General features: G+C 73.6%; 22 protein-coding genes and 1 tRNA gene. 15 read left to right on the forward strand and 8 right to left on the reverse strand.

Going from position 1 to position 24,745, the window contains the following annotated elements:
* Positions 1 to 31 precede the first annotated feature (31 nt).
* Positions 32 to 991, reverse strand: coding sequence for an STM4015 family protein (locus tag CG747_RS04290; RefSeq protein ID WP_100600254.1), 960 nt, complete (start codon positions 989 to 991; stop codon positions 32 to 34).
* A gap of 192 nt (positions 992 to 1,183) precedes the next feature.
* Here CG747_RS04290 and CG747_RS04295 point away from each other — a divergent pair, with 192 nt between their 5' ends.
* Together CG747_RS04295 and CG747_RS04300 are read left to right on the forward strand one after the other, a co-directional pair.
* Positions 1,184 to 1,510 (forward strand): hypothetical protein, encoded by a 327-nt coding sequence (locus tag CG747_RS04295; RefSeq protein WP_100600255.1) that lies wholly within the window; start codon positions 1,184 to 1,186, stop codon positions 1,508 to 1,510.
* A 137-nt stretch (positions 1,511 to 1,647) separates the two neighbouring features.
* Positions 1,648 to 2,775, forward strand: coding sequence for a DUF6745 domain-containing protein (locus tag CG747_RS04300; protein WP_374701735.1), 1,128 nt, complete (start codon positions 1,648 to 1,650; stop codon positions 2,773 to 2,775).
* On the opposite strand, the gene CG747_RS04305 is transcribed toward CG747_RS04300, so the two are convergent.
* Positions 2,751 to 3,725: a carbohydrate kinase family protein gene (locus tag CG747_RS04305; protein ID WP_257980211.1), complete on the reverse strand. Its 975-nt coding sequence runs from the start codon at positions 3,723 to 3,725 to the stop codon at positions 2,751 to 2,753. The genes CG747_RS04300 and CG747_RS04305 overlap by 25 nt on opposite strands.
* A gap of 418 nt (positions 3,726 to 4,143) precedes the next feature.
* On the opposite strand from CG747_RS04305, the gene CG747_RS04310 reads away from it, so the two are divergent.
* From CG747_RS04310 to CG747_RS04320, 3 genes are all read left to right on the forward strand, one after another.
* The gene (locus CG747_RS04310) at positions 4,144 to 5,550 is read left to right on the forward strand and encodes an NAD(P)/FAD-dependent oxidoreductase (RefSeq protein ID WP_100600257.1); all 1,407 of its coding nucleotides are present in this window, start codon (positions 4,144 to 4,146) and stop codon (positions 5,548 to 5,550) included.
* A 142-nt stretch (positions 5,551 to 5,692) separates the two neighbouring features.
* Positions 5,693 to 6,559, forward strand: a complete 867-nt coding sequence (locus CG747_RS04315) for a GNAT family N-acetyltransferase (protein WP_100600258.1) — start codon at positions 5,693 to 5,695, stop codon at positions 6,557 to 6,559.
* A gap of 331 nt (positions 6,560 to 6,890) precedes the next feature.
* Positions 6,891 to 8,114 carry an MBL fold metallo-hydrolase gene (locus tag CG747_RS04320; protein ID WP_257980212.1) on the forward strand — a complete coding sequence of 408 codons (1,224 nt, stop codon included), beginning with the start codon at positions 6,891 to 6,893 and terminating at the stop codon, positions 8,112 to 8,114.
* 329 nt (positions 8,115 to 8,443) lie between these two features.
* Here CG747_RS04320 and CG747_RS04325 read toward each other — a convergent pair whose 3' ends face one another.
* Positions 8,444 to 8,725, reverse strand: a complete 282-nt coding sequence (locus tag CG747_RS04325) for a peptidylprolyl isomerase (protein WP_100600260.1) — start codon at positions 8,723 to 8,725, stop codon at positions 8,444 to 8,446.
* 890 nt (positions 8,726 to 9,615) lie between these two features.
* Here CG747_RS04325 and CG747_RS50650 point away from each other — a divergent pair.
* Genes CG747_RS50650 through CG747_RS04355 form a run of 5 tightly spaced genes read left to right on the forward strand, consistent with a single transcriptional unit; the run spans position 9,616 to position 13,728 of the window.
* On the forward strand, positions 9,616 to 11,628 hold the full coding sequence (locus CG747_RS50650) for a sensor histidine kinase KdpD (protein ID WP_100600262.1): 2,013 nt from the start codon (positions 9,616 to 9,618) through the stop codon (positions 11,626 to 11,628).
* Positions 11,618 to 12,067 carry a roadblock/LC7 domain-containing protein gene (locus CG747_RS04340; RefSeq protein WP_100600263.1) on the forward strand — a complete coding sequence of 150 codons (450 nt, stop codon included), beginning with the start codon at positions 11,618 to 11,620 and terminating at the stop codon, positions 12,065 to 12,067. Before CG747_RS50650 ends, CG747_RS04340 begins: the two co-directional genes overlap by 11 nt.
* Entirely contained in the window at positions 12,064 to 12,474 is a 411-nt protein-coding gene (locus CG747_RS04345; RefSeq protein ID WP_100600509.1) for a DUF742 domain-containing protein, read from the forward strand. Before CG747_RS04340 ends, CG747_RS04345 begins: the two co-directional genes overlap by 4 nt.
* On the forward strand, positions 12,452 to 13,072 hold the full coding sequence (locus CG747_RS04350) for an ATP/GTP-binding protein (protein WP_100600264.1): 621 nt from the start codon (positions 12,452 to 12,454) through the stop codon (positions 13,070 to 13,072). Before CG747_RS04345 ends, CG747_RS04350 begins: the two co-directional genes overlap by 23 nt.
* Positions 13,069 to 13,728: a GAF domain-containing protein gene (locus CG747_RS04355; protein ID WP_257980213.1), complete on the forward strand. Its 660-nt coding sequence runs from the start codon at positions 13,069 to 13,071 to the stop codon at positions 13,726 to 13,728. Before CG747_RS04350 ends, CG747_RS04355 begins: the two co-directional genes overlap by 4 nt.
* A 79-nt stretch (positions 13,729 to 13,807) precedes the next feature.
* On the opposite strand, the gene CG747_RS04360 is transcribed toward CG747_RS04355, so the two are convergent.
* Together CG747_RS04360 and CG747_RS04365 are read right to left on the reverse strand one after the other, a co-directional pair.
* Entirely contained in the window at positions 13,808 to 15,058 is a 1,251-nt protein-coding gene (locus CG747_RS04360; protein ID WP_100600265.1) for an acyl-CoA dehydrogenase family protein, read from the reverse strand.
* Positions 15,059 to 15,331: 273 nt separating this feature from the next.
* Positions 15,332 to 18,556 (reverse strand): amidohydrolase family protein, encoded by a 3,225-nt coding sequence (locus tag CG747_RS04365; protein WP_100600266.1) that lies wholly within the window; start codon positions 18,554 to 18,556, stop codon positions 15,332 to 15,334.
* Between the two features lie 155 nt (positions 18,557 to 18,711).
* On the opposite strand from CG747_RS04365, the gene CG747_RS04370 reads away from it, so the two are divergent.
* Entirely contained in the window at positions 18,712 to 19,626 is a 915-nt protein-coding gene (locus CG747_RS04370; RefSeq protein ID WP_100600267.1) for an alpha/beta fold hydrolase, read from the forward strand.
* Between the two features lie 22 nt (positions 19,627 to 19,648).
* Here CG747_RS04370 and CG747_RS04375 read toward each other — a convergent pair whose 3' ends face one another.
* The 3 genes from CG747_RS04375 to CG747_RS04385 all read right to left on the reverse strand — a co-directional run bounded on the left by CG747_RS04375 (position 19,649) and on the right by CG747_RS04385 (position 21,753).
* Positions 19,649 to 20,551, reverse strand: a complete 903-nt coding sequence (locus tag CG747_RS04375) for a transketolase family protein (RefSeq protein WP_100600268.1) — start codon at positions 20,549 to 20,551, stop codon at positions 19,649 to 19,651.
* A 48-nt stretch (positions 20,552 to 20,599) separates the two neighbouring features.
* The gene (locus CG747_RS04380; protein WP_100600269.1) at positions 20,600 to 21,376 is read right to left on the reverse strand and encodes a transketolase; all 777 of its coding nucleotides are present in this window, start codon (positions 21,374 to 21,376) and stop codon (positions 20,600 to 20,602) included.
* Between the two features lie 83 nt (positions 21,377 to 21,459).
* Entirely contained in the window at positions 21,460 to 21,753 is a 294-nt protein-coding gene (locus tag CG747_RS04385) for a YiaA/YiaB family inner membrane protein (protein ID WP_180985384.1), read from the reverse strand.
* Between the two features lie 174 nt (positions 21,754 to 21,927).
* Between CG747_RS04385 and CG747_RS04390 the strand changes: the two genes are divergently transcribed.
* From CG747_RS04390 to CG747_RS04405, 4 genes are all read left to right on the forward strand, one after another.
* Positions 21,928 to 22,001 (forward strand) — tRNA-Pro (locus tag CG747_RS04390).
* Between the two features lie 306 nt (positions 22,002 to 22,307).
* Positions 22,308 to 22,814 carry a helix-turn-helix domain-containing protein gene (locus CG747_RS04395; RefSeq protein WP_100600271.1) on the forward strand — a complete coding sequence of 169 codons (507 nt, stop codon included), beginning with the start codon at positions 22,308 to 22,310 and terminating at the stop codon, positions 22,812 to 22,814.
* A 61-nt stretch (positions 22,815 to 22,875) separates the two neighbouring features.
* Positions 22,876 to 23,448 carry a hypothetical protein gene (locus tag CG747_RS04400; RefSeq protein WP_257980236.1) on the forward strand — a complete coding sequence of 191 codons (573 nt, stop codon included), beginning with the start codon at positions 22,876 to 22,878 and terminating at the stop codon, positions 23,446 to 23,448.
* Entirely contained in the window at positions 23,441 to 24,661 is a 1,221-nt protein-coding gene (locus CG747_RS04405) for an MAB_1171c family putative transporter (RefSeq protein ID WP_100600273.1), read from the forward strand. The genes CG747_RS04400 and CG747_RS04405 overlap by 8 nt, the downstream gene beginning before the upstream one ends.
* The last annotated feature ends 84 nt before the right edge of the window (positions 24,662 to 24,745 follow it).

Raw genomic sequence — 24,745 nt, forward strand, 5'->3', positions numbered from 1 at the left:
GGTCTCGGGCGGGTCGTGGCGGCGGCGCGGGCTACTCGGTCACCGCGGCGTACCGCCAGACCCGGTCCTCGTACTGCGCCAGCCGCTCGCTCTCGCCTATGACGACCTCGACGCCCTGCTGCGTCAGCGTCGTACGCACCCGCTCGGCCATCGCGGGGGTGAGGAAGTGGTGCTCCAGGTCGAGCTTCTTGAGGTGGGTGAGCGGCTGGCCCGTGACCAGTGCCTCCGCACCCGTGTCGGTGAGCGTGCCCATCGACAGGTCCAGGCTCTCCAGGCCCGCGACGACCGGAGCCGCGGCGACGGCGGCGGCGATCTCGTCCTGGATCTCGCTGTTCTGCAGCCCCAGGTGGCGCAGTCGGGGGAAGCGGGCGCCGGACAGCGCCCCGGCCAGGTCGCCGATCTCGTAGTCCCCGCCGTACTCCGGCACCCCGAGCCAGAGGACCAGCGACTCCAGGTCGGGGAAGTCGCTCCCGCAGACCCCCCGGACCACCTCGGCCGGCAGCCCGCCGGACTCCAACCGCAGCTCCCGCAGCGCCTCATGGCGCACGACCGGGAATTCCAGCTCCGAGCCGCCGCGCACGATGAGCACCTCCAGCGCGGGGAAGGCGGTGAGCAACGGGGACACGTCGGACTGCTGGATCCAGGAGATCTCCGCCTCCTCCTGGGCGATCTCGCCGAGGAAGACGGCTCGCAGGCCGGTGAACCGGTCCTTGGCGGCCACGATGGCCGAGACGACGATCTCCGAGGTGTTGTCGTACGCCTCGCCCCACTGACCGATGATCAGCGCGCGCACCCCCGACAGGTCCACGGCCCCGGTGAAGCGCTCCCAGAGCTCCTCGAAGCTGCTTTCTTCGCCGTCGCCGTACGGATCGTGACTGAGCCGCCAGGCGACCGCACCGACTTCGGGGAGCGAGGCCGGGGCGTCGGCGGACTCCGGGAACGTGAAGACGGGCAGCCCGCCGAACTCTTCGAGGAACTCGTGAACGCTCATGCCGACATTCCTATCAACCGGCACTGACAATCCCGCCCGAGCCCCCACCTCCCGCCCGCCGGTATCCGGGTGTTTCCGCAGCTCAGCGCCGATTGTCAGACCCGGCCCCTAACGTTTTCGGCAACTCGCGGCGTGCGGCACGACCGCCGTGCGGCGGGTCGGACGTCGGGACGAACGAGGGGAGCAAAGGTCGTGTACCGACAGGGAGATGTACTGATGGTGCCGGTTGCGGAAGGGGCGCTGCCGGAGCATGTGGAAGGGCTGCCGGACGAACCGCGGGACGCCCGCGGGCGGATGGTGCTGGCCCTCGGCGAAGTCACCGGCCATGCCCATGCGGTGGTCGGCCCCGGGGCGCTCCGGCGGGTGGCGGGGGACTGGGGCCCGATGCTGCTGCACCTGCCGGACGGCGGCCGGGTGGTCCACGAGGAGCACGCCGCGATATCCCTCCCGAAGGGCTGGTACCGCGTGGTCCGCCAGCGCGAGTACGTGCCGGGGTCGGTGCGGCTGGTGGCGGACTAGGGGCGGTCACCGTACGCGGCGGGGCGCGCAGCGGCGTACGCGGCGTACAGAGCGGCCGCGCCCGGGGCGGCGGCCGCGAGCGCGAGAACGGGGACGACGGGATGGACGGGACGAACGGGGATGACGGGGTGTTGGAGATGGCGGACGTGACAGGCGTGGCCGAGACGGCAGGGACGGCCGCGACGGCCGAAGCGACTGAGGCGACCGAAGCGAGGGGAGTGGCGGACGCGGTCCGGGCGGCGGAGGTGTCCGCGGCGGTCGCCGAGGCCGACGAGTGGCGCCGGGTCGTCGCCGTCACGGGCGCAGCGGACCGGGCCGCCGCCGAGGCCGGGGTGCGGCTGGCCTACCGGCTGGCCGGACTCGACGAGCCGGAGCGCGTGGAGTGGGTGGCGTCGCCCAGGGAGGCGGTCGCCCGGGTCCTCGCGGCGCCGCCGGGCGAACGGGGCGCGAGCGTCCGCGACGCCGTCCGCAGCCGGCCCTGGGCGGCCGAACGGGACGCGTGGCACGCCGCGGTGGGACGCGCCGCCTGGAGCGCGCACTGGCAGCGCACCGGCGGCCGGCTGTGGGACACCACCCGGACGCTGACCGAGCGGATCGCGACCGGAGTCGTCGCGGAGCTGGCGGCGGCACCGGAAGAGGAGGCCGCGGTGCGGCTGGCACTGCTGGACGCGGTGCACGGACAGCACGACGCGCCCTGGCTGGCCGCGTTCGGCACGGCCGACGGGCGGCTGGCCGGGCTCGCCGCGGTGGCCCGCAGCGCCGGCTGGTGGTGGCCGTACGAGAAGGTCGCGCTCGTCGCCGAACGGCCCACCGAGCTGCACCGCGACGAGGCCGGGCGGCTGGACCGCGGCGACGGTCCGGCGCTGGCCTTCCCCGACGGCTTCGCGCTGTACGCCTGGCGGGGAATGCCGGTCCCGGCCGCCTTCCTGGACGAGCTCGGGAGCCTCACCCCGCAGCGGATACGCGCGGAGGAGAACGCCGAACTCCGCCGCGTCATGCTGGAGTTCAACGGCTACGACCGCTACCTGGAGGAGTCCGGGGCGCGACCGTCGGGCCGCGACGAGACGGGCGTGCTGTGGCGCATCGACCTGGCCGACGACGAGCCGGTGGTGATGGTCGAGGTGGTCAACTCCACGCCCGAGCCGGACGGCACCCATCGCACGTATTGGCTGCGGGTGCCGCCGCGGACGCGGACGGCGCGGCAGGGCGTCGCCTGGACCTTCGGGCTCACCGAGGAGAGCTATGCCCCGGCGCTGGAGACCTGAGCCTCGGCGGCGGGCACCGGGGGCGGAGGCGGCGGCGGGGTGGTGGAGGCCCGGAGGTCGTCCGGTTCGGCCAGGGCGGTGTGGGTGCCCGCCGCCGTACAGGCGTGGGCACCGGCCACGGCACCGAGTCGGGCGCACTCCTCCAGGTCCTCGCCCGACAGCCGGCCGTAGAGGAAGCCGCAGGTGAAGGCGTCACCGGCACCGTTGCTGTCCACGACCGGGGTGGGCGGTACGGCGGCCGGCACCAGCCGCGGGGTGCGGTCGTCCGGCGTGAGGAGGTAGGCGCCGCCCGCGCCGGCGGTGGCGATCACCGCCTTGGCGCGCCCCTCGCGGATGATCTCGCGCATGATCTGGCCGATCCGCTCGCCGGCTCCCGCCGTACTGAGGAAGACCAGGTCCGAGCGGAACGCGAAGGCGCGGTGGTGCTCGGTCAGGCCGTCCCAGTCGTGCAGGTCCGTGGAGACGGGGACGCCCAGTGCCGCGATGTCGTCGAAGAGGTAGCGGGCGAAGTGGCTGATCGACAGGTGGACGTGCCGGGTGCGGCGCAGGAGGGGGAGGTAGTGCTCGGGCGGCATCCGGAGATCGAGCGGGTCGCGGGCGTCGTAGAAGGACATCCGGCGGCCGTCGGGCGAGACGAGGTTGACCGCCCGGCGGGTGCCGTGCGGGGAGATCAGCGGGCGGAAGTCGACACCGCTGCCGGCCAGCCGCTCGCGGACCAGCGCGCCCGGCGGGTCGTCGCCGAGGAAGTCCACGAATCCGGTGGCGAGTCCCAGCGCCGCGCAGCCGAGCGCGACACCGGTACCGGTGTGCCCGGCCCATTCGCGGATGGGCGGCACCGCGTGGCTGTCGGCGGACGGTACGGGCAGTGCGCCGACCCGCACGATGGTGTCCACGCCCGATCCGCCGACGACGAGTACGTCATATGGCTCAGATACCTGCTGGAAGGTCACAAGCGTCCCTGAATCCCTTGCTGGTGAGACGAGTCCCGTGCTGGTGGGAGCGGCCGCGGCCGCGGTGCGTCCGCCGTCGGGAGTCTAGACGCAGACTCGCCTCATATCGGGATGTTAGGGACTGGCGTGACGCGCGGGCGGAACGGCACCGGAGCAGCCGCCGCTCAGGCCCGGAGCCCGGCGGTGAGCGGGTGGCGGCCGGGGTGCTCCCGACCGGCCGTCAGAAAGCGAGCGGGCAGGGAGAAGGGCCGGAAGGGGCGTCGCACGGTCACGTCGCCGGAACGGTCACGGTGGCGAACGGGTCGTTGACACGGGCGCGCCGGGCGCTGAGGCTGAGGCGCACCAGTGATCAGGTCTCGGGTGACCGGCGTGACCACCCTCCGGTGGACGCGCCGGCCGTGGGGGAGAAGGGGTACGCATGGCGGAGCACACCGGGCGCGAGCGGACCGCGATCGTGATCGGCGGCGGGCTCGCCGGGATGCTCGCCGTCACCGCCTTGCGGGGGCACGTCGACACGATCACGGTCATCGAACGGGACCGCTACCCCACCGACCGGACCTTCCGCAAGGGCGTCCCGCAAGCCCACCACCTGCACATCTTCCTCAGCGGTGGACAGCGCGCCCTGGACCGGCTGCTGCCCGGTACGGTCGCCGCGCTCACCGAGGCCGGGGCTCGCAGCCTGTATCTTCCGCGCGACCTGGTCACCCGTACGCCCACCGGCTGGCAGCGCCGTTTCGACGAGCGCCGGCATCCCACGCTCAGCATCACCCGACCGGTCCTGGACGCCGTGGTCCGCGAGCGGGCCCTGCGTGCCACCGCCGGCCCGGCCACCCGGGTCGAGGTCCTGGAGGCGACCGAGGCCGTCGGCCTCACCGGCGACGCCCGGCGGGTCACCGGCGTCAAGGTCCGCGCCCGCAACGGCGACCGCAGTGCCGGTACCGCCCGGGAGCTCCCCGCCGACCTGGTGGTGGACGCCTCCGGCCGTGGCTCCCGTACGCCCCGGTGGTACGCCGAACTGGGCCGCGAGGCGCCGCAGGAGGAGACCGTCGACTCCGGTCTGGCCTACGCCACCCGGATGTACCGCCCCACCGCCCAGGACGGCGAACCGGCGGTCGGCGTCAACATCCCCGGCTGGCCGGAGTGCCCGCGGGGCGCCGCCTACATCCCCGTGGAGGACGGCAACTGGCTGCTGACCCTGTCGGGGGTGCGCGGGCACCATCCGCCGACCGACGAGGCGGAGTTCGCCGCGTTCAGCGCCACCATCGGCGACCCCTACGTCCACGAACTGCTCGCCCGCGCCGAACCGGTCTCGCCGGTGCACGGCTTCCGCGACACCTGCAACCGCCGCCGGCACTACGAGCGCCCCGGCGCGGTCCCCGACGGCCTCCTGGTCCTGGGCGACGCCAACTGCACCTTCAACCCGGTCTACGGCCAGGGCATGTCGGTGGCCGCGCTCGGCGCGGTGGCCCTGCGGGACACCCTCGACGCCGCCGGTGGCCCGGGGCCCGGTGTCCTCGCCCGGGCGCAGCGGGCGGTCTGCCGGGCCGCGGATCCGGCCTGGATCGCCGCGGTCGGCGCGGACCGCCCCTACGTGCGGGGGCTCGGCGCCAAGGCGGGCCTCGGCGAGCGGTTGACGACGTGGTACCTCGACCGGCTCTCCGCCCGTGCCGCCGTCGACCGCGTCGTCGGAGCCGCCTTCCGGGACGTCTTCTGCCTCACCGCCCCGCCCTCCCGCCTGATGGCCCCGCACGTCGTCCTGCGCACCGTCCTCCTGCCCCGCCGTCCGGGCCTGCCCCGTCTGCCCGCCGTGGTGGAGGCGGCATGACACCGCGGAGCGGAGCGGCCCCGGACGGTCCGGCCGCCCCGCGCCGGCACCGAGTGGGGCCACGGGCGGCAACGACGACGGCAGCAACAGCGACGGCGGCACGGACCGCGACCGTGACCGGCAACAGGGCAGGAGCCACGCCATGACCTGGTCGATGACCCGGGACCCCGCCGACTTCGAGGCGGCCGCGGGGGAGTTCCTACGGGGGCGGCCGGTGGAGCACACCACGCTGCTGTCGGTGGCGGCCGCCGTGCGGGCGCTCGGGCCGGACACCTATGGCCCGGAAGCGCCCTGGTACGGCTGGTGGCGCGGCGACGAAGGGGCGGCGGTCGGCGGCGCGTTCCTGTGGACCCCGCCGCGGAAGCTGCTGCTGTCCCCGTTGCCGGAGGGCGCCGCGGCCCAGTTGGTCGACGCCCTGGCGCGGCGGCGGACCGGGCTGCCCGGCGTGAACGCGGCGCGGACGACCGCGGAGGCGGTCGCCGCGGCCTGGCAGCGGCGGCATGACCGTCCGGCGCGGATCGTCGAGCGGCACCGGCTCTACCGGCTCGGCGAGCTGACGCCGCCGCGGCCCGCCCCACCCGGAGCGGCCCGCCTTGCCACGCCCGCCGACCGGGAACTGCTGCTCGGCTGGTCCGCGGCGTTCGCCGCGGACATCGGCAGTTCGCCGCCCCGCAACGCCCGCGCCCTCGACGGACGGATCGCCGCGGGCCGCTGCGCCCTCTGGGAGGCAGGTGGACGCCCGGTCGCGATGGCCGGCATCACCGCGACGCTCGCCGGTATGGCCCGGGTCGCCCCGGTCTACACACCTGCGGAGCTGCGCGGACGCGGCTACGCCGGTGCCCTGACCGCCGCCTTGTCGGGGGCGGCCCGGACCTCCGGCGCGACCGAGCTGCTGCTCTTCGCGGACCTCGCGAACTCCACCAGCAACGCGCTCTACCAGCGGATCGGCTACCGCCCGGTGGAGGACCACCTGGTCATCGCATTCGGAGCGGAGGAGGGGACCGGCTAGGGAGGAGCGTGGAGGAAGCAGACGGCGCCCGGGGGCCGGAGGCGCGCCCTGCGCCATGCGCCCCACGCCCCGGCATACCCACCCTGAATTCACCCGAACGGGTGCTTTCGGCTGGCGCTTCCGTTCATCCCGCCGTAGGCACCCGCGGCCCCCGCCCCCGGTCGCGGAACACACCCGCACACCGGGCCGGGAATGCGCCGGTCGGCTGTGCCGTTGCCCCGGAGAATGCCGGTTGCCGCATCCGGGGCCGCTGCCTGGCGGTCCCGCGGTACCGGAACCCAGCGTTCGCGCGGTCCGTTCACTTCGCGACTGCCCCGACCATGGAGGTGCCGTGACCGCATCCCGACCCCGCCCCACGCGACTGACCGCGCTGCGTCCCGCGAGTTTCGGGGCCGAGCCGACCGGGGAGCGGCTGGCGAGGATGCGAAGATCGCCGCAGTTCGTGGACGGTCAGTTCCGCAACCCCGCCCCGACCCGGCAGCTGCTCCGGGGCGCCGCGCTGCCGATGATGCGTGCGCGGCTCAGCCGCGAGGGGCGGCTGCGGCGCGCGCCGATCGGACGGATCCCGGTGCACCGCCCGACCGACGGGGACTGGGGCCGCCCGCCCGCCTCGGGGCTGCGGCTCACCTGGATGGGACACTCCAGCGTGCTCGCCGAGATCGACGGGCACCGGGTGCTGTTCGACCCGGTCTGGGGCGAGCGCTGTTCACCGTTCGGCTGGGCCGGGCCGAAGCGGATGCACCCGGTGCCGGTGGAGCTGGCGGAGCTGGCACCGGTCGACATCGTGGTGATCTCCCACGACCACTACGACCACCTCGACATGCCCACCGTCAAGGGCCTGATCGCCTCCGGTGCGCACTTCGTCGTACCGCTCGGCGTCGGCGCCGACCTGGAGTTCTGGGGCGTACCCGCGGAGCGGATCACCGAGCTGGACTGGCACGAGTCCACCCGGGTCGCTGGACTGACCCTCACCGCCACACCGGCCCAGCACTTCTGCGGCCGCGGTCTGCGCGGCGCACAGCACACGCTCTGGTGCTCCTGGGTCGTCGCCGGACCCGAGCACCGCATCTATCACAGCGGTGACACCGGCTACTTCCCCGGTTTCGCCGAGACCGGCGCGGAGCACGGCCCGTTCGACGCGACGATGATCCAGATCGGTGCCTACTCCGACTTCTGGCCCGACAACCGCACGGACTGCACCCCCCACCCCGGCGGCTGGCCGGACATCCACATGAACCCGGCTCAGGGCGTCCAAAGCCACCTTGACCTGCAACGAGGCCGGCCGCACGGCGTGCTGCTGCCGATCCACTGGGGCACCTTCAACCTCGCACCGCATCCGTGGGCCGAGCCCGCGGAGTGGACCAGGGCTGCCGCCGAAGCCGTGGGGCAGGACGTGGCCTTCCCGGTCCCCGGTCGACCCTACGAGCCCGCCGGCACGCTTCCCACCCGCCCCTGGTGGCGTGACCTGGCCCTTCCCCTGGACCGGGCCTGGCCCCTTCCCGCCAGCGCGACGACGGCACGCGGCAAGGACCTCGATCTCGTGAACGAGGGCTGACGGGGACGCGTTGAAGCAGCGGCGCCGGCCCTCGCGGCAGTGCCCGATGTCGTCCGGCTGAAGTGCGCAGCCGACGCCCCGGGCGCACGGTGGTGGTACATCTGCGCTACGGATCGGCACGCCCACGGGGAAGCGCCCCTCACAAAAGCGAGGGGCCCTTCTTGCGTCGGCAATGGCGGTTCACCGGCGCCTCGGATCTCGTACGAGCCCGGCCTGCCGTTCCCCGACGCCGTGCCGTTCCGACACCGGCGAGCGATCACAGCGCTTGTCCGGTCGCTCCGCCAGGCGGAACCGAGCTGCGACGGGACGCCGCAGCCCGGCCCGTCACGTCAGTCTTCGCGGCTGGTGACTTCGAGGAGGTGAAAACCGAACTGGGTCTTCACGGGGCCCTGGATCGTGCCGACCGGGGCAGAGAAGACGACCGTGTCGAATTCCTTGACCATTTGCCCCGGCCCGAAGGATCCGAGGTCACCGCCCTGCTGCCCGGAGGGGCACGTGGAGTGCTGCTTGGCAAGCCCGGCGAAATCTGCGCCGGCCTCGATCTGCGCCTTCAGATCCGACGCCTTGGCCTCGCTGTCGACCAAGATGTGACGTGCGGTTGCCCTAGCCATTTGTTACACCCTTTCGATTACGCATGAATGCCGCCAAAGGGTATGCGCCTGGGGACCTTCCAGGTGGTGGCTGTGACGGCCCCGACCTGCCGCAGGTCCCTTCGGCCTCCCGTAAGCGGCGTTCGTAAGTCAGACCTGCACCATCTCACAGGCGATCACACCGTGGCCCATCGGACAGGTCCTTCGGCCGTTGCCGGTGCAGGCCGCGGGCGCGATTCCGCTGCGGTACCGCGCCGACGGCCGCGGCCGAACCGGCCCTGATGCGGCTCGGAGTGCGGGCTCCCGCCGATCGTGCGAGCAAGCCGCCCACCACGCCGACGATGATCTCCGGCATCGGCGCCGCCCACCGTATTCGAGTTCGTGAACGTTGTTTCTTGCGCCGCTGGAACTGCCGGGACCCGCTCGGAAACCCGGACATGGCGGCGCACTAAATGTTCAGGGCCTATTCGGTATTTCAGCTGCCGGAGAAATGCCGCTGCGAGCGGTGACGGGGCAAGTCGGGCGTCGCCGGTGGACTCCGCGACATCCGGGGCGCCTGTCAAGACACTTCACGTGTGAAGGTGCCGGCGGGCGCCGTGGATTCGACGGGAGTCCTGCTGGCGGGGTAAGGCTGATCGGCCTGCCGTCCGGGGCGAGGACGGTGCGATGGTGCGGCCTCGGCGGAACGCCCGAAGCGAGGCGGGGTCGGTGGGGCGGCTGAGGTGTCCGGTGGTGCCTCAACCGCTGCTTTCTGTACGGGAGTTCGGATCTTTTCGTAACTGCGTGCGGGGCGTGCCTACCCAAGGAGGTGGCGCGGGGTGGCGAAACCCCGGAGGGGGTCCGAACCCCACCCCCGCAACAACTAGCGTGCGTGCTCCGCGAACTGCCAACGGCCGATCCGGAGGGCGCCGATGCCTACCGCAACCCCGCCGAGGACCGAGACGTCCCAGGAGGCTCCCCGGTCCCATGGCGGACGGCACGGCCGGACGGCCTTCCCGGAGCCGGTCACCGACTCGGCCATACGGGCCCGCCTGGTCCGGCTCGCCGCCGTCCCCGCCCTGCTCGCCGCGGTCGTCTGTGCGGGCGTCGCCGCGTTCGTGGTCCGCAGCGGCGGCGCGCGGCTCGGCGGCCGCGAGTGGGCGGTGCTGGCCGGTGGCCTCGTCGTGGTCTGCGGCGTCGTCCTGGTCGGCGGCCTGGTCGGGAACGCCGAGGCGCGCGCCCTGGCGCACCGGTGCGCGCGGCTGCGCGAGGTGTGCGCCCGCGCGCAGGCCGATATCGACGACCTCCTCGACCGGGTGCGCAACGACGAATGGCTGCGGATCCGCGACGACCGGGAGCCGTTGCCGGAGGCCGGTGGCGATCCGCTCGGCCGGCTCGCCCACGAGGTCGCCGCCACCGGCCGGGCCGCCGAGGCCGCGCTGATCGAGGCGGTGGGCATCGTCCGCAGCGACGCCACCGGCAACCAGCAGAAGCTGGAGGTCTTCGTCAACCTCGCCCGCCGCCTGCAATCCCTCGTGCACCGCCAGATCCTGACCCTGGACGAGATGGAGCACCAGGTCGAGGACCCGGACCTGCTCAAGGGCCTGTTCGTCATCGACCACCTGGCCACGCGGATCCGCCGGCACGCCGAGAACCTCGCCGTCCTCGGCGGCGCCATCACCCGCCGCCAGTGGACCCGCCCGATCACCATGACCGAGGTCGTCCGCTCGTCGACCGCCGAGGTCGAGCAGTACACCCGGATCAAGCTGGTGTCGCCCTTCGAGGGCACTCTGCGCGGGCACGCGGTCGCCGACGTCGTGCACCTGCTCGCCGAACTCGTCGAGAACGCCTCCGAGTTCTCCGACCCGGAGACGCCGGTCACGGTGCGGGCCCGGCACGTCACCGCGGGGCTCGCCGTCGAGGTCGAGGACCGCGGCCTGGGCATGCCGACGGAGGAACAGGAGCAGATGAACCGCCTGTTGGCGGACCCCGAGCGGATCGACCTCACCGAACTCCTCGACGACGGCCGGATCGGTCTCTACGTGGTCTCCTCGCTCGCCCAGCGGCACGGCCTCGTGGTCCGGCTCCAGGGCAGCATCTACGGCGGCGTCCAGGCCACCGTGATCGTGCCGCCGGAGCTGCTGGGCGCCAACTCGGCCGAGACCCGCGAGGAGTTCCCGGACGGTATGGAGGAAGAGAGGGCCGCGGTGGACCCGGCGCGCGGTCAATGGACGTACGGCGAAGGGACGTACCGCGAAGGGACGTACGGCGGGGCGTACGGCGAGCGGTTCGACGGCGGCGTCGGCCGCCGTGAGCCGACCGGTGCCCCCGCGGCCCGCGCCCTGCCCCCCGCCCGTGCGCTCACCGCCGGACCCGACGGCCTCCCCGCCCGCCGGCGCATCGTCCGCACCCCCGCCTCGACCACCGTCGCCAGCGTCGAGGCCGCCGCGCTCGCACCGCAGCACACCGGCGGCGTGCCCGACGGCCCGCCCGGCTTCCTGCCCGGTGGCGGCCACCCCGCCGACCACCGGCCCACCGAGGCCCGTCTGACCGCCGCCCGGCCCGCCGATCCCGGCCCGGTGGTCCTGCCGCCCCCGCCGCTGCCCCTCGACGACGGCCCCCGCCCCCGACTGCCGCGCCGCATCAAGCAGGCGCACCTCGCCCCCCAACTGCGCGACCTGCCGGACCACCCGCCCCAGCGCACCGGCCCCGAACGCCTCCACGACCCGAACCTGATGGCCGCCTACCAGCGCGGCTTCAGCCGAGCCGACCCCAGCTACGCGGCCGGCCTCATCGCCGCCGGCCACCCCGCCCCCGCTCCTGCCACCACCCCGGGCCAGGACTGCGCGACCGGCAGCCCCGGAGACCCCGAACTGCTCCTTGCCCCCGACCACGACGCCCCGATGGCCCGCCCCCGAGGAGACGACCCCGACCATGGTGAGTGATGTGCGCGCGCAGACGCACGCGGAGTTCCGCGGCAATCAGCACACCGACCTTTCCTGGCTGCTGACCGGACTCGTCCAGCGGGTACCGCACACCCGCAGCGCCGTCCTGCTGTCCGCCGACGGCCTGGTCAAGGCATCCCACGGCTTCGAGCCGGACGTCGCCGACCACATGGCGGCGCTCTCCTCCGGCCTGTACTCCCTCGCCCGTAGCGCCGGTTCCCGCTTCGGGGAGGGCAGCGACATCCTCCAGGTCGTCGTCGAGATGGAGCAGACCTTCCTCTTCGTCGCCGCCGCCGGCTCCGGCGCCTGCCTGGCCGTCCTCGCCGGACGCGAGGCCGACGCCGGGGTCCTCGGCTACGAGATGGGGATGCTGGTCAAGAGCGTCCGCCCGTATTTGTCGACGCCCGCGCGCCACCAGGCCACGGCGGGTGGCCGTTGACCGTGGCCCTGCCGCGCCGGCAGCGGCCGCACGGCCCGGACGCGCCGTGGGTCGACGAGGTGGCGGGCCGCCTGGTCCGCCCCTACACCGTCAGCAGGGGCCGCACCCGGCCCACGGCGCACTTCGACCTGATGACCATGGTGCGGGCGACCGGGCGGCGGCCCGCCGGCCTCCAGGGACCCGACTACGACCGGGTCCTGGCGCTGTGCGACGCGCCCGTCCCGGTCGCCGAGGTCGCCGCGCACGTCCGGCTGCCCGCCGCGGTCGCCAAGGTGCTCCTCGCCGACCTCGTCGACTGCGGGGCGCTCACCGCGCGGATCCCGCCGGCCGTCGCGGCCGAGCCCGCCCCCCGTACCGACCGTGCCCTGCTGGAGGCCGTGCTGCATGGACTTCGTGAACGACTCTGACTTCCGGCTCCCGGGGGATCCCGTGTCCGACTCCTTTCCGACCGCGCTGAAGGTGCTGGTCGCGGGCGGTTTCGGAGCCGGCAAGACCACCTTCGTCGGCGCGGTCAGTGAGATCGAACCGCTCAGCACCGAAGAGCTCATCACCCAGATCAGCGCCGGCACCGACGACCTGTCCGGTGTGGAGGACAAGACCACCACGACCGTCGCCATGGACTTCGGGCGGATCACCCTCGGCCCGGAGCACGTCCTCTACCTCTTCGGGACGCCCGGACAGCACCGCTTCTGGTTCCTGTGGGACGAGCTGTCCCACGGCGCGCTCGGCGCGGTGGTGCTCGCCGACACCCGGCGGTTGGACCAGTCCTTCGCCGCGGTCGACTTCTTCGAGGGGCGGGGCATCCACTTCGTCGTCGCGGTGAACGAGTTCGACGGCGGCCACCGCTACGGGTCCGAAGAGGTCCGGGCCGCCCTGGACCTCGCCCCGCAGATCCCGGTCGTGCTCTGCGACGCCCGTCAGTGCGCCTCCGGCACCCATGTCCTGGTGTCCCTCGTCGAATACCTGCTCAGCCCTGTCCTCACCGCCACCCCGGAGCTGTCATGAACGTCCCCTCCGCACGCTTCCCCTTCCCCTCCCGATATCCGTCCTGGCGCTACCCCTCTTCCGAACTCCCTTATCTGACCGATGACCTGACGCGTCGACTGGTGATCACTCCGGAGGACCACGAGGCGCCGGCGCGGGTGGCCCGGCTGCGCGAGCTGGGCATCGGCAAGAACCCGCTGCCCGCGTTCGACGACTTCGCCCGCAAGCTCGCCCGGACCACCAACACCCCTTATGCGATGGTCAACTTCATCGACGAGCGCGAGCAGTACTTCGCCGGCCTCTACGCTCCCGACCTCGACACCTCCGTCGAGCTGGGCCCGGCACCGCCCAGCGGCCGCCCCGAGCGGATCATGGCCCGTGACCACGGCTACTGCCCGTACGTCGTGGTGCGGCGCAAGGCGCTGGTCCTGGAGGACGTCTGCGACTACCCGCGGTTCGCCGGGAACCCCGTGGTCGACGAACTGGGCATCCGCACCTACCTCGGCGCTCCGCTGATCGACCGCACCGGGACGACGCTGGGCACCGTCTGCGTCATCGACCGAGAACCCCGGCCCTGGGGGCGCGAGGGGCTGCACACCATCAAGACGTTCGCCGCCGAACTCGTCGAGCAGATCGACGAGATGGAACGGCGGCAGCGGGAGGCCGACGCCCGCTGACCGGGTGCGGCCACGGCCCCGGAGGCCCGTCCGGCCGGCCGGGGCCGCACCCGGGCGGCAGCGGCGCGGCCGACCGCGCTCAGGACACCCGGGCCAACGCCTCCCGCCCGCCCGGCAGCGGCTCCTCCTCGGGCCGTTCCGCCGGCGCGGGCCGCAGCACCTCCGCCAGCCGGCCCGACCACTCGCCCTTCCCCTGCCCCAGCGCGAGTTCGCCCAGCCGCAGCAGTTGGATGTCGGAGGTGCCGGCCGGCGCGAAGATGTGGTGCGCGTCGCGCAGGAAGCGCTCCACCGGCCGGTCGGTGAACAGCCCGCAGGCGGCGTGGATGTCCATCGCGTCCCGCGCCGACTCCAGCGCCGACTCCGCGTTCACCAACTTGGCGTTCATCAGCTCCGCGTCGCACGGCAGCCCCTGGTCGAGCAGGTGCACCGCGTGGTACGCGGACAGCCGGGCCAGCAGCAGCCGGGACTGGATCCGGCCCAGCTTGAGCTTGACGGTCGGCAGCTCCGCGAGCGGTTCGCCGTAGCGCCGCCGCTCGGTGCAGAACGCCGTGGTCTCGTCCAGGACCGCCTGGTGGATGCCGAGCGAGACCGCGGTCAGGTTCGGCCGTCCGTACAGCACGCTGGAGGAGTACGCCACGGAGAGCCCGTCGCCCTCCCGGCCCAGCAGCTGCGCCGCCGGGACTCGGCAGTCGTCGAAGAACAGCTCGCCGAAGCTGAAACCGTGCAGGCCCATCGCGGGCTGCTGCGGCCCGACCCGGAAGCCGCGGGTGCCCGACTCGACGAGGAACGCCGACAGGCCCTTGGAGCCCTCGCCGGTGCGCACCACCACCCCGTGCAGATCACCGATGTGGCTGTTGCCGACGTAGATCTTCCGGCCGTTGAGGACGTAGTCGTCGCCGTCGCGGACCGCGGTGGAGGCCATGCCCAGCACATGGCCGCCGGACTGCGGTTCGGTGACCGCGATGGTCGGCAGGCAGTCGCCCGACGCGATCGCCGGCAGCCAGGTCTTCTTCTGCTCCTCGCTGCCGAAGTGGACGATCTTCGCCACGCCCAGCTGGGACGCCTGCGCCATGGCGCCCATCGCGGCGCTGACCCGCGACAGCTCCTCGATGATGAGGGTCTTGGCGACGTGCCCGGCGCCCATCCCGCCGTACGCGCGGTCCACCGTCGCGCCGATCCAGCCCTGCCGGGCGATCAGCCGCGAGAGGTCGGGGCAGACGGTGCGGCTCGCCTCCATCTCGGCGATCCGGGGGCGGACCTCGCGTTCGGCGAAGTCCCGCACCTGGCGCCGGAGTCCCTCATGTCGCTGGTCCGTGAAGTAGCGATGCAAGACGAGCCCTCCTCCGCGAACTTCCGTGTGCCGATCCCTCCCCGCCTCGGGGCGGCACGGACGGTGCCGCCGTGATCGTATCGAAAATGATCTTGTGCCTACCGTGCGCAATACCCGTTGGAATACCAGCTGCGGGTCGCGCAAAACATCAACCGGGCGCATCCATACGGGCACTTGGAGTGCGCGGATGCGCCGCACAACCCCGGCCGCGCCATGCCGGGCGACGCGGTCCCGGGCCGCCCGGAACCGCGCCACCCCCCGCCTCCCCGACCCTCAGTGCCCGGTGCCGCAGCAGGACTCGCGGCGCTGCTGCCGCCCCACCTCCAGCCAGTCGGTGCCCGCCGCCGCGCGCACCGCCGGCCCACCGGGCGCCGGGAACGACTCCACCAGCGCCCGCTGCTCGAACAGCCGCCCGCCCTTGAGCACCGTCGAGGTCCGCACCAGCGCGCCGAGATCGCGGAACGGATCGCCGTCCACCAGCGTCATGTCGGCGAGCTTGCCCACCTCCAGCGTCCCCAGGTCGCGCTCCGCACCGAAGACCCGGGCCGGCAGCACCGTCGCCGTGCGCAGCGCCTGCACGACGCTCAACCCGCCCCGGTGCAGTGCCCGCAACGCCAGATGGAGCGACAGCCCCACCGGCACCAGCGGCTGGTCCGTCCCCAGCGCCACCAGCCCGCCACCGTCCAGGATCCGCCGGTAGACGCCCACCTCGACCCCGATGTCGGCCAACTGCGCCGGCGTCGGACGGCGCCCGGCGTTCTCCCGGACCACCGCGCTGTCCCACGGCGGCATCAGCCGGCTCACCCGCACGTCCTCGGCCAGCGCCGGATCCTCCCCGATCAGCGGCGACGCCGAGAACGGCGTGGCCAGCATGTGCAGCCCGCCGGCCGTGTAGACGTTCTCCACGTCCTGGTACGCGTGGCCCGAACCGGACACCGCATGCCCGAACTCCAGTCGCTGGGTGGCCTGCAGATGGGTCGTCAGATCCTGCCCCAGCTGCACCCCCGGGGTGAGCAGATGGCTCCCCGAGCGCACCCCGAGCCGGTCGTGCGCGAAGCGGGCCGCCTCCGCCATCACCCAACCCGGCGCCCGCACATAGGTCTTGACGAAGTCCCAGTCCAGCGCCGCACCCCGGGCCAGCGACCGCCGCAGCCCCGCCTCGGTGCGGTGCGCCCGCCCCATGCTGTACGCCACCCGCCCGCCGTCCAGCAGCTCACCGCAGGTCAGCAGCCGCGGACCGGCCAGCACCCCGGCGGCCAGCGCCTCCCGCAGCCGCGCCTGCTCGTAGGAGAAGCCGCCGCAGGACACCGTGGTGGTGATGCCGTACGCGAGCTGCAGCGCGGTCTGCCGCCCCCCGTACGTCGTCTGCCAGGGGTGCGTATGGGCGTCCCACAGCCCCGGCAGCACGGTCCGCTCCGCGGCGTCCACCCGGCGGGCGGTACCGGCCCGGGACGCCCGGTGCGGCTCCACCGCCGTGATCCGCCCGTCCCGCACCACCACGTCGACGTCCTCGCGTACCGTCTCACCGGTGCCGTCCCAGAACCGGCCCGCGTGCACCACGGTGTCCCGGGCCCGCGCCGGCCGCTGCGTAAGCGCGACCGGAACGGTCCGGGCCGGACCGCCGGACACCGGGACCAGCCGCAGCTTCCCCGCCGAGAGGTACAGCAGCGTCCCGGAGTCCCCGGACCACGACGGATGGTCCGCGGCCTCCTCGGTCAGCTGCCGCGGCGCACCGTCCGGCGTCCCGTCCGGCCGCACCGGCAGCACCCACAGCGCCGACTCGGCGATCAGCGCCAGCCACTTGCCGTCCGGCGACCACACCGGCCCGGAGTCGTAGCGGTCGGCGATCGAGACGTGCTCGGCGACCTGGTACAGCCGGTCCTTCCCGGTCTCCGTGTCCACGATCCGGATGACGTTGTAGCCCTCGCGGAACCGGCGGTTGAGCCGATTGCGGTCGCACAGCGCCAGATGGCGGCCGTCCGGCGACCAGCTGGGCCGGCCCGGCAGCCCGCCCGCCCCCATCGGCGCGGCCAGCACCTTCTCCGATCCGTCCGCCGGCGTCCGCACGACGAGGTTGCCCGCCATGTCCAGCGCGGCCAGCCGCCCGCCGTCCGGCGACAGCGCCGGCTGCACCCGCCCGCCGGACGCCAGCACCGTCTCCGCACCGGAGTCCACCTCCAGACGGCGCACCGCGAACAGCCCGTCCCGGTCGTCCGCGTACACCAGCGCCCGGCCGTCCCGGGACCAGCTCGGCGCGAGCACGTAGCGGGTGGCCGCGGCCCGGGTGATCCGGCGCGGCGCACCGCCACCGGAAGTGGGCGCCAGCCACAGCGAGTTGAGCGCGGCGAAGGCCACCCGGCGGCCGTCCGGGGAGAGCGCCGGCAGATGGATCCCGCGGACCGGGCCGGCCGCCGTGCGCTCGAAGCCGTAGTCCTTGACGCGATACCGCGGCCGGTCCAGCGGCAGCCGCGCGGTGAACGGGATGGCCTCGGCCCGCCGCGGCGCGTCGGGCCGGACGATCCGGAACTCCCCGCCGACCGTCACCAGCAGCTCGTCCCGCGACACCCAGCGCGGCGGCACCGGCTCCACATCGCCGTCCACCGCCACCACCGCCCCGTCCACCACCAGCGTGCAGCTCGGCCCCGGATAGTCGGTGGTGCGCAGGTACGCCAACCGCCCGGCCGGGGACAGCGCGGGCACCATCACCTGCGCCGTGACGGTCTCGGTGTGCTCGGTGCGCACCGCGCCCCGCCCGTCGGCGGGCACCGACGCCACCGTCCGGGAGACCAGCGCGGCACCGTCCAGCCGGCCCCGCACGAAGAAGATCCGGGCGCCGTCCGGCGACCAGCAGGGATCGAAGTCCTCCCAGGCGCCGCCCTGATGGGGGCCGTCCTGGCCGGGCAGACCGGTCACCCGGGTCAGCCGCCCGGACGCCACCTCCAGCACCCAGACCCGGTACGGGCTGCCGCTCACCGCGTCGCCGCCGCGCTCCGAGGCGAACGCGAGCCGGGTCCCGTCGGGCGACCAGGCCGGCCCCCGGTCGTCCCACGGCCCGTCGGTCAACTGCGTCAGATCCGAGCCGTCCGGGGCCAGCGCCCACAGGTGGAAGTTGCCGCCCCGGTAGGCGCACACCGCGAGCCGTCGGCCGTCGGGGGAGTACACCGGGCGGGTGGGCTCCAGGTCGGGCGGGGTCAGCGCCCGCGCCTCACCGCCGGCCCGGGGCAGCGACCACAGGACGTTCTGCACCTCGGCGACCAGCCGGTCACCGGACGGCGCGAGGGTGGCCGCGCCATTGGTGGCGGCGGTGAACGACAGTGCCACGGGCGCACCGGCCGACGGTGCGCCGCCGGGTGCGGCCGGCAGGGCCGCGGCCGTGGGCGCGGCGACACCCGCCAGACCGGCCACGGCGGCGGCCGAGGCGGTGCCCTGGAGGAATCTGCGACGGGAGAGCGGCGAAAGCGGGGCCGGAGCGTGCTCGGGGCGGTCTGCGGTGTCCAACGATCCTCCTGCGAAAGGGGGTTGCGGCACAGAACCGCCTGATCGTGTCACGCGGACGGGCCGCGGACCATCTCTGCCGCGCGCCCCGTGGCCACCTGCCGCCCCACGGGTCAGAGTGGGCCCGACCGACGAACCCTCCGCCCCGGGAGAGCACCATGCAGCAGGACGTCCACCAGGCCCCCGACGGCGCCCGCATCGCCACCTACACCTGGCTCCCGGAGTCCGGCACCCCGCGCGCCCTGGTCCAGATCGCCCACGGCGCCGCCGAGCACGCCCGCCGCTACGACCGCTTCGCGCGCTTCCTCACCGGCCACGGCTACGCGGTCCTCGCCTCCGACCACCGCGGCCACGGCGCCACCGCCGCCTCCACCGGCGGCCGCGGAGTCACCGGCGAGGACGCCTGGCGGGCCGTCGTCGGCGACCTCAAGGGCATCGGCGACCGCGCGGCCGCCGCCCACCCGGGCCTCCCCCTCGTCCTCCTCGGCCACAGCATGGGGGCGATGCTGGCCCGCGACTACGCCCAGGAATACGGCGCCGACCTCGCCGGGCTGATCCTCACCGGCGCCTTCCGCACCCTGCCGAGCCTCGACATCGACGCCGCCGAGGCCGAACTGGAGGCCGAGATCGCGGCACACGGCCGCTCCCACCTCTCCTCCTTCCTGCCCCGCGCCTTCGCCACCTTCAACGACGCCTTCGCCCACCGCACCGGCTACGAATGGCTCTCCCGCGACACCGCCGAGGTCGACCGCTACGCCGCCGACGAGGACTGCGGCTTCCCGTTCTGCGCCGGTCTGGTCCTCGACTGGGTACGCGCCATCCGCAAGGTCAACGACCCCGACCACCTCGCCCGGATCCCCCGCGGCCTGCCGGTCCACGTCGCGGTCGGCGACCAGGACCCCTGCCACCAGCGGATGACCCTGGTCCACGAACTCCTGGAGGACTTCCGCTACCTCGGCATCCGCGACCTGACCTGGCGCGCCTACCCGGGCGCCCGCCACGAGATCCTGAACGAGACCCACCGCGACGAGGTCCAGGACGACCTGCTGGCCTGGCTCGGCAAGCACCTCTGACCCGCCCGCCACCGGGCCGGCCCTACGCGCCCAGGAACCCGGTGATCCGGGCCCGCAGGCCCTGCGGGTCGAGCCCGTGCGCGGCCAGGTGCTCGTCGAGCTGCCCGTAGCGGCGCAGTTCGCGGCGGCCGACGCCCAGCCCCAGCACCCGGTGCGGCCGGTCCGCCAGCGCGTCGCCGGCGTGCCGGGTGGAGGTGCCGGCCAGGTACGGCTCGACCAGCACCACGTCCGAGGAGCCGGCGGCCTCGGCGGCGGCCCGCAGCGTCCGGCCGTCGAACGGCCGCACCGTCGTCGCATAGAGGACGGTCACGTCCAGCCCCTCGGTGGCCGCCAGCACGGCGTCCAGCATCGGGCCGACGGCGACCACCACCCCGCGGCGGCCCTCCCGCAGCGCCGTGAACCCCGCTCCGGCGACCGGCCGCGGTGCCTCGTTGGCCTGCACCGACAGCCGCACGTACACGTTGTCGTCGCCGGCCGCCGCGGCCTTCCGCAGCAGCACCTCGGCCTCGTCCGGGTGGCCGGGCACGTGCACCGTCCAGCCGTCGAGGGTGTCCAGCAGCGCCACGTCGCCCGGTGCCGTATGGGTGAAGCCACCGCTCGGCCAGTCGTAGGAGGCGCCGGCGCTCACCAGCACCCCGCCGGTGCCCTGGTGGCCGAAGTCCAACTTGAGCTGCTCGAAGGGCCGCTCCACCAGGAAGCTGGCGAAGGTGTGCAGCACCGGCCGCAGCCCGGTCAGCGCCAGCCCGCCGCCGACCCCGATCAGCAACTGCTCGCGGATGCCGACGTTCACCACCCGCTCCGGGTGCCGCCGGGCCGCGTCCGCGAAGCCGTCGACGCCGATGTCGGCGAGCACCACGGCCAGCCGCGGGTCCTCGTCCAGCAGCCGCGAGGTGACCGCGGCGAAACGCTCACGCATGGTGTCCATCTCTGAATTCCTCTCGCAATACGGGTCGTTGGGGGAAAAGGACCGCGGTCAGGCGGCGTGCGCGGAAGGCTCAGGGGTCCCGGGGCTCCCGGGGCTCTTGGGCTGCTTGGGCTCGACGCGGGCGACCACCGCGTGCGGCCGGCCCGGGTGCGGTGCGCGGAACGCCTCGTACAGCGCCCGGTGGTCGCGGCCGTCCACGGTCGTCGCGGACCAGCCGGCGGCCGCGAAGCGGGAGGCGATCCCGCCGTGCCAGCCGTGGGTGGCCGAGGAGTTGTCGATGACGAGGGTGTGCAGCCGGTCCAGGCCGACCGGGCCGGCGTAGGCGATCGCCTCGTGGTTGCTGCCCTCGTCGAGTTCGGCGTCGCCGATCAGCACCCATACGGCGGGTTCGGTCCGGCCCTGGGCGCGCAGCCCCAGTGCCGTGCCCACGGCGAGCGGCAATCCGTGCCCGAGCGATCCGCTGCCGATCTCGACGCCGGGCACCAGGGTCCGGTCGGGATGGTGGCCGAGCGGCGAGTCGTACGAGCCGAAGGCCGGCAGCCAGTCGGTGGGGAAGAAGCCCTTGGCGGCCAGCACCGCGTAGTAGGCCATCGGGCCGTGCCCCTTGGAGAGCAGGAAGCGGTCCCGCTCGGGGTCGGTGGCGGTGGCGGGGGAGACCCGCAGCACCCGGTCGTAGAGGACCCAGAGGGCGTCGAGGGTGGAGGTGGCCGCCGGGCCGTGCTTCTCGTCGCCGGTCATCAGCCCCATCAGCCGGGGCAGTTCACCGAATCCGCGGGCGCCGCGCAGAGGGGCGCCCACGGTGCTGTCCGTCGCTGTCTTCGTCATGCGACAGACTTTGCAACCTCAAGCGAACTTGAGGTCAAGCCTAGGGCCGCGGATCGGCGACCCGCGGCCCGTGGTGGCCGGAATCAGATCTGTCCCGGCTTGAAGGCGTCCTGCTCGATGAGGAGCTTGTCGATCCGGGCCTTGTCCACCCGGTTGGTCACCTCCGTGGCCTCCTGCTTGTCGCGGACGCACTTGGCCAGGGTGAACGCGGACGAGACCACGAAGACCAGCCCCAGCGCGAGGAACCCGCGCTCCCAGGCGCCCACCGGCAGTTTGATGATCCCGATCACCAGCGCCGCCAGCGACAACCCGAACGAGAGCGCGGCCTGCACGAAGAAAGCCGTGGTCGTCGGCCGCTGAATCGATGGAGTAGTCATGCGCGTAGCGTGGCCGCGCGGTGACGTCACCGCATGAGTACGGGTACTCATCCCGGCCACCCCGCCACCTGCCCCGTCGCCCGCCCCGGCCGGGAAATGGCGACGCGCACCGTCTGACATGCGGTATTGTTCTCATGCGCGACCGGCCGGGGAAGCCCCCGGCGGATCGGGCACCGGGACGTGGCGCAGCTTGGTAGCGCACTTGACTGGGGGTCAAGGGGTCGCAGGTTCAAATCCTGTCGTCCCGACTTGCGGAAACGTGAGTCGGAGGCCGTGTCGGAAGTATCCGACACGGCCTCTTCGCGTTGTCCGCCGGTGCCCCGACAGCCCCTGCCGCCCGTCCGCTCTCCGGGCGATCCACATGCCCTCCCTCCCTGTGATGCGGCCCGCCGGGGCCACTCACAGTCGTTGCCGGATCACTCAACTCGTGGTTAAGTCCGGCCTTCCTCACTGTCCGTATGTGGACTGGTGCGGCGTGTTCCCGGCGTGCCAGGATGGGGACGTAGCTTCGACGGCCTTAACTGCTCGTTGGGCCGGCCCGGCGAACGGGGGGAATGGCAGTGGGGGGCGACAGCCGGCCCAAGGGGGAGGGCAGCGTGCTCGCGGAACGGCTCAACCACCTCTTCGCGCACATGCACCCACCGGGCGCCCCGTACACCAACGCCCACGTGGCCGACGAGATCAGCCGGGGGGCGGCGGAGTACGGCGGGGTCAAGGTCACCGAGCAGTACCTGTCGATGCTGCGCAACGGACGGCGGACGAACCCGGGCCCCGAACTCCTGCGCGCGCTGGCGAAGTTCTTCGCGGTACCGGTCGGGTACCTGCTGGGGGACCTCTCGCAGCCGCAGGCCACGCGGGTGGAGGAGGAGGTCCGGTTCCTCGCCGCCATGCGGGACCAGCGGGTGCGCGCCATCGCACTGCGCTCGGTCGGGCTGCCCCCGGAGGTACAGGACAGCCTGACGACGATCATCTCCCAGTTCCGCCGGCAGATGAACCTGCCGGACGGCCCGTCGGAGCAGGGTGGTGATCGGCGTGGCGCACGGCCCGATTCGGACCGCTGAGCGCGACCGGATCTTCACTACCTGGCGGCGGGCCGGACACGAGGGCGGGACGAGCATGCGAGTGGGCCAGATGCGCAGGCGGTGCAAGCAGCTCATCAAGGAGCTGCGGCTGCCCGCCTCGACCGATCTGCGGGGGATCTGCGACATCGTCGCGGCACGAGTGGAACGGCCCGTCCACCTCGTGCCGATGAGCCTGGGCGGGGTGGTCTCCGGCATGACCGCCACCACGGACGACGGCTACTGGGTCTTCTACGAACTCAAGACCTCCGCCTGGCACCAGACCCACATCGTGCTGCACGAAATCAGCCACCTGCTCCTCGGGCACGCCCAGGACCCGGCCGTCACCGAGGACGCGCTGCGGATGTGGACGCCCTCCGTCGACGTCGCCACCGCCATGCGACGCATGGGCCTGACCATGGGCTTCGCCCGGCACCACGGCTACGACAACCTCGCCGAGCGGGAGACCGAGGTGCTCGGCACGCTCCTGATGGAGCACGTGGTGCCCGCCACCGTGGAGCGGGAACTCCCGCTGGAGGGGCCGGCCGCCGAGGTCGCGGCGGCGCTGGGCCCCGCGCTCCGGCACATCCGCCGCCGGCAGGAGGCCGCCGGACCGGAGGAGGAAGCCAATGTTTGACGTCGTCTACCTCTGCTTCGGGGCCGCCGCCTGGGCGTTGGTGGCCTACAAGGCGGTCGCCTGGTTCCGGGACCGCTCCAACACCGACCTCGGGCTCGCCTGCGTGATGACCGGCGGGGTGGCCACGGTCTTCCTCTTCTCCGCGCCCAGCCTCTACCGGGGATTCGACCGGCTGGTCGGCGTCGCCAACCTCGCCATGGTCTTCCTCTACTCCTCCGTCGTGGTCTTCGCCGCCGGTGCGTTGGTGCTGCTGCTCCGCTGGACGGCAGGCGAGGGCGAGGAGGCCCGGAACCGGGCGCGGACCAGGGCGCGGGTGGCGGTCGGCGCGGTGGCGCTGCTGTGGGCGGTGGCCGTCACCGGCTTCGCCGTCGGCCGCCCGGACGCCGTGGAGCACCCCCGGGACTTCAGCACCGCCTACACCGACGCGCCCGGCGTGATGCTCTTCCTGATGCTGTATCTGGCCATCTTCGGGGCGAGCTTGGCGGGCCTGGGGACGCTCTGCCCGCGCTACGCCGCCCGGCTCGGCGGTTCGTGGCTGGCCCGCGGACTGCGGGTGCTGGCCGCCGGCTGCTGGCTCGGCCTGGTCTACTGCGCCTGCAAGGTCATCGGCTTCGTCCTGTCATGGACCGGACACCCGGCGCTCTGGCTCTCCAACGGCGTCGCCCCGCTCAGCGCTTCGGTCGCCGCGATCCTCGTCCTGGCCGGCTTCAGTCTGCCCGCGGCCGGCCCCCGGGTCGCGGCGTGGCGCCGACTGCGCCGCCTGACGCCCCTCTGGCGGACCGTCACCGCACAGACCCCCGAGGTCACCATGGACGGCTCCCGGTGGTCCGGCCGCTGGCCCTTCGCCGACCTGGAGTGGCGCGCCAACCGTCAGATGGCCGAGATCCGCGACGTGCAGCGCGGCATCCGCCGCCATGTGGAGTCCGACGCCATCGACATCGTCCTCGAACGCGCCCGCGCGGTCTCCCTGGACGACGGCCAACTGGCCGCGGTCGCCGAGGCGGCCGCCCTCCGACGCGGCCTGGAGAACCGCGCGGTGGGCCATGTCCCGGCCCACGGCGCCGACAGCGTGGTGGTCGCCGACGGTCTGGACGCCACCGAACTCGCCGCCGAATACGAGCACTTGGCACTGGTCGCGGACGTCTACCACTCACCGCTGATCGAGACCGTGCTCACCGAGTTGCGGCAGCGCAGTGCCACCATGCGCAGCTGACCGCGACCCCGCAGACGGGGTGGCCCGGTACGGGGGTCCGGGCCTCCCCCACCGCACGCGGCGGCACTGACCCACGTGGCCGGT

Source organism: Streptomyces sp. CB02959 (genome assembly GCF_002803155.1).
Classification (GTDB): domain Bacteria; phylum Actinomycetota; class Actinomycetes; order Streptomycetales; family Streptomycetaceae; genus Streptomyces.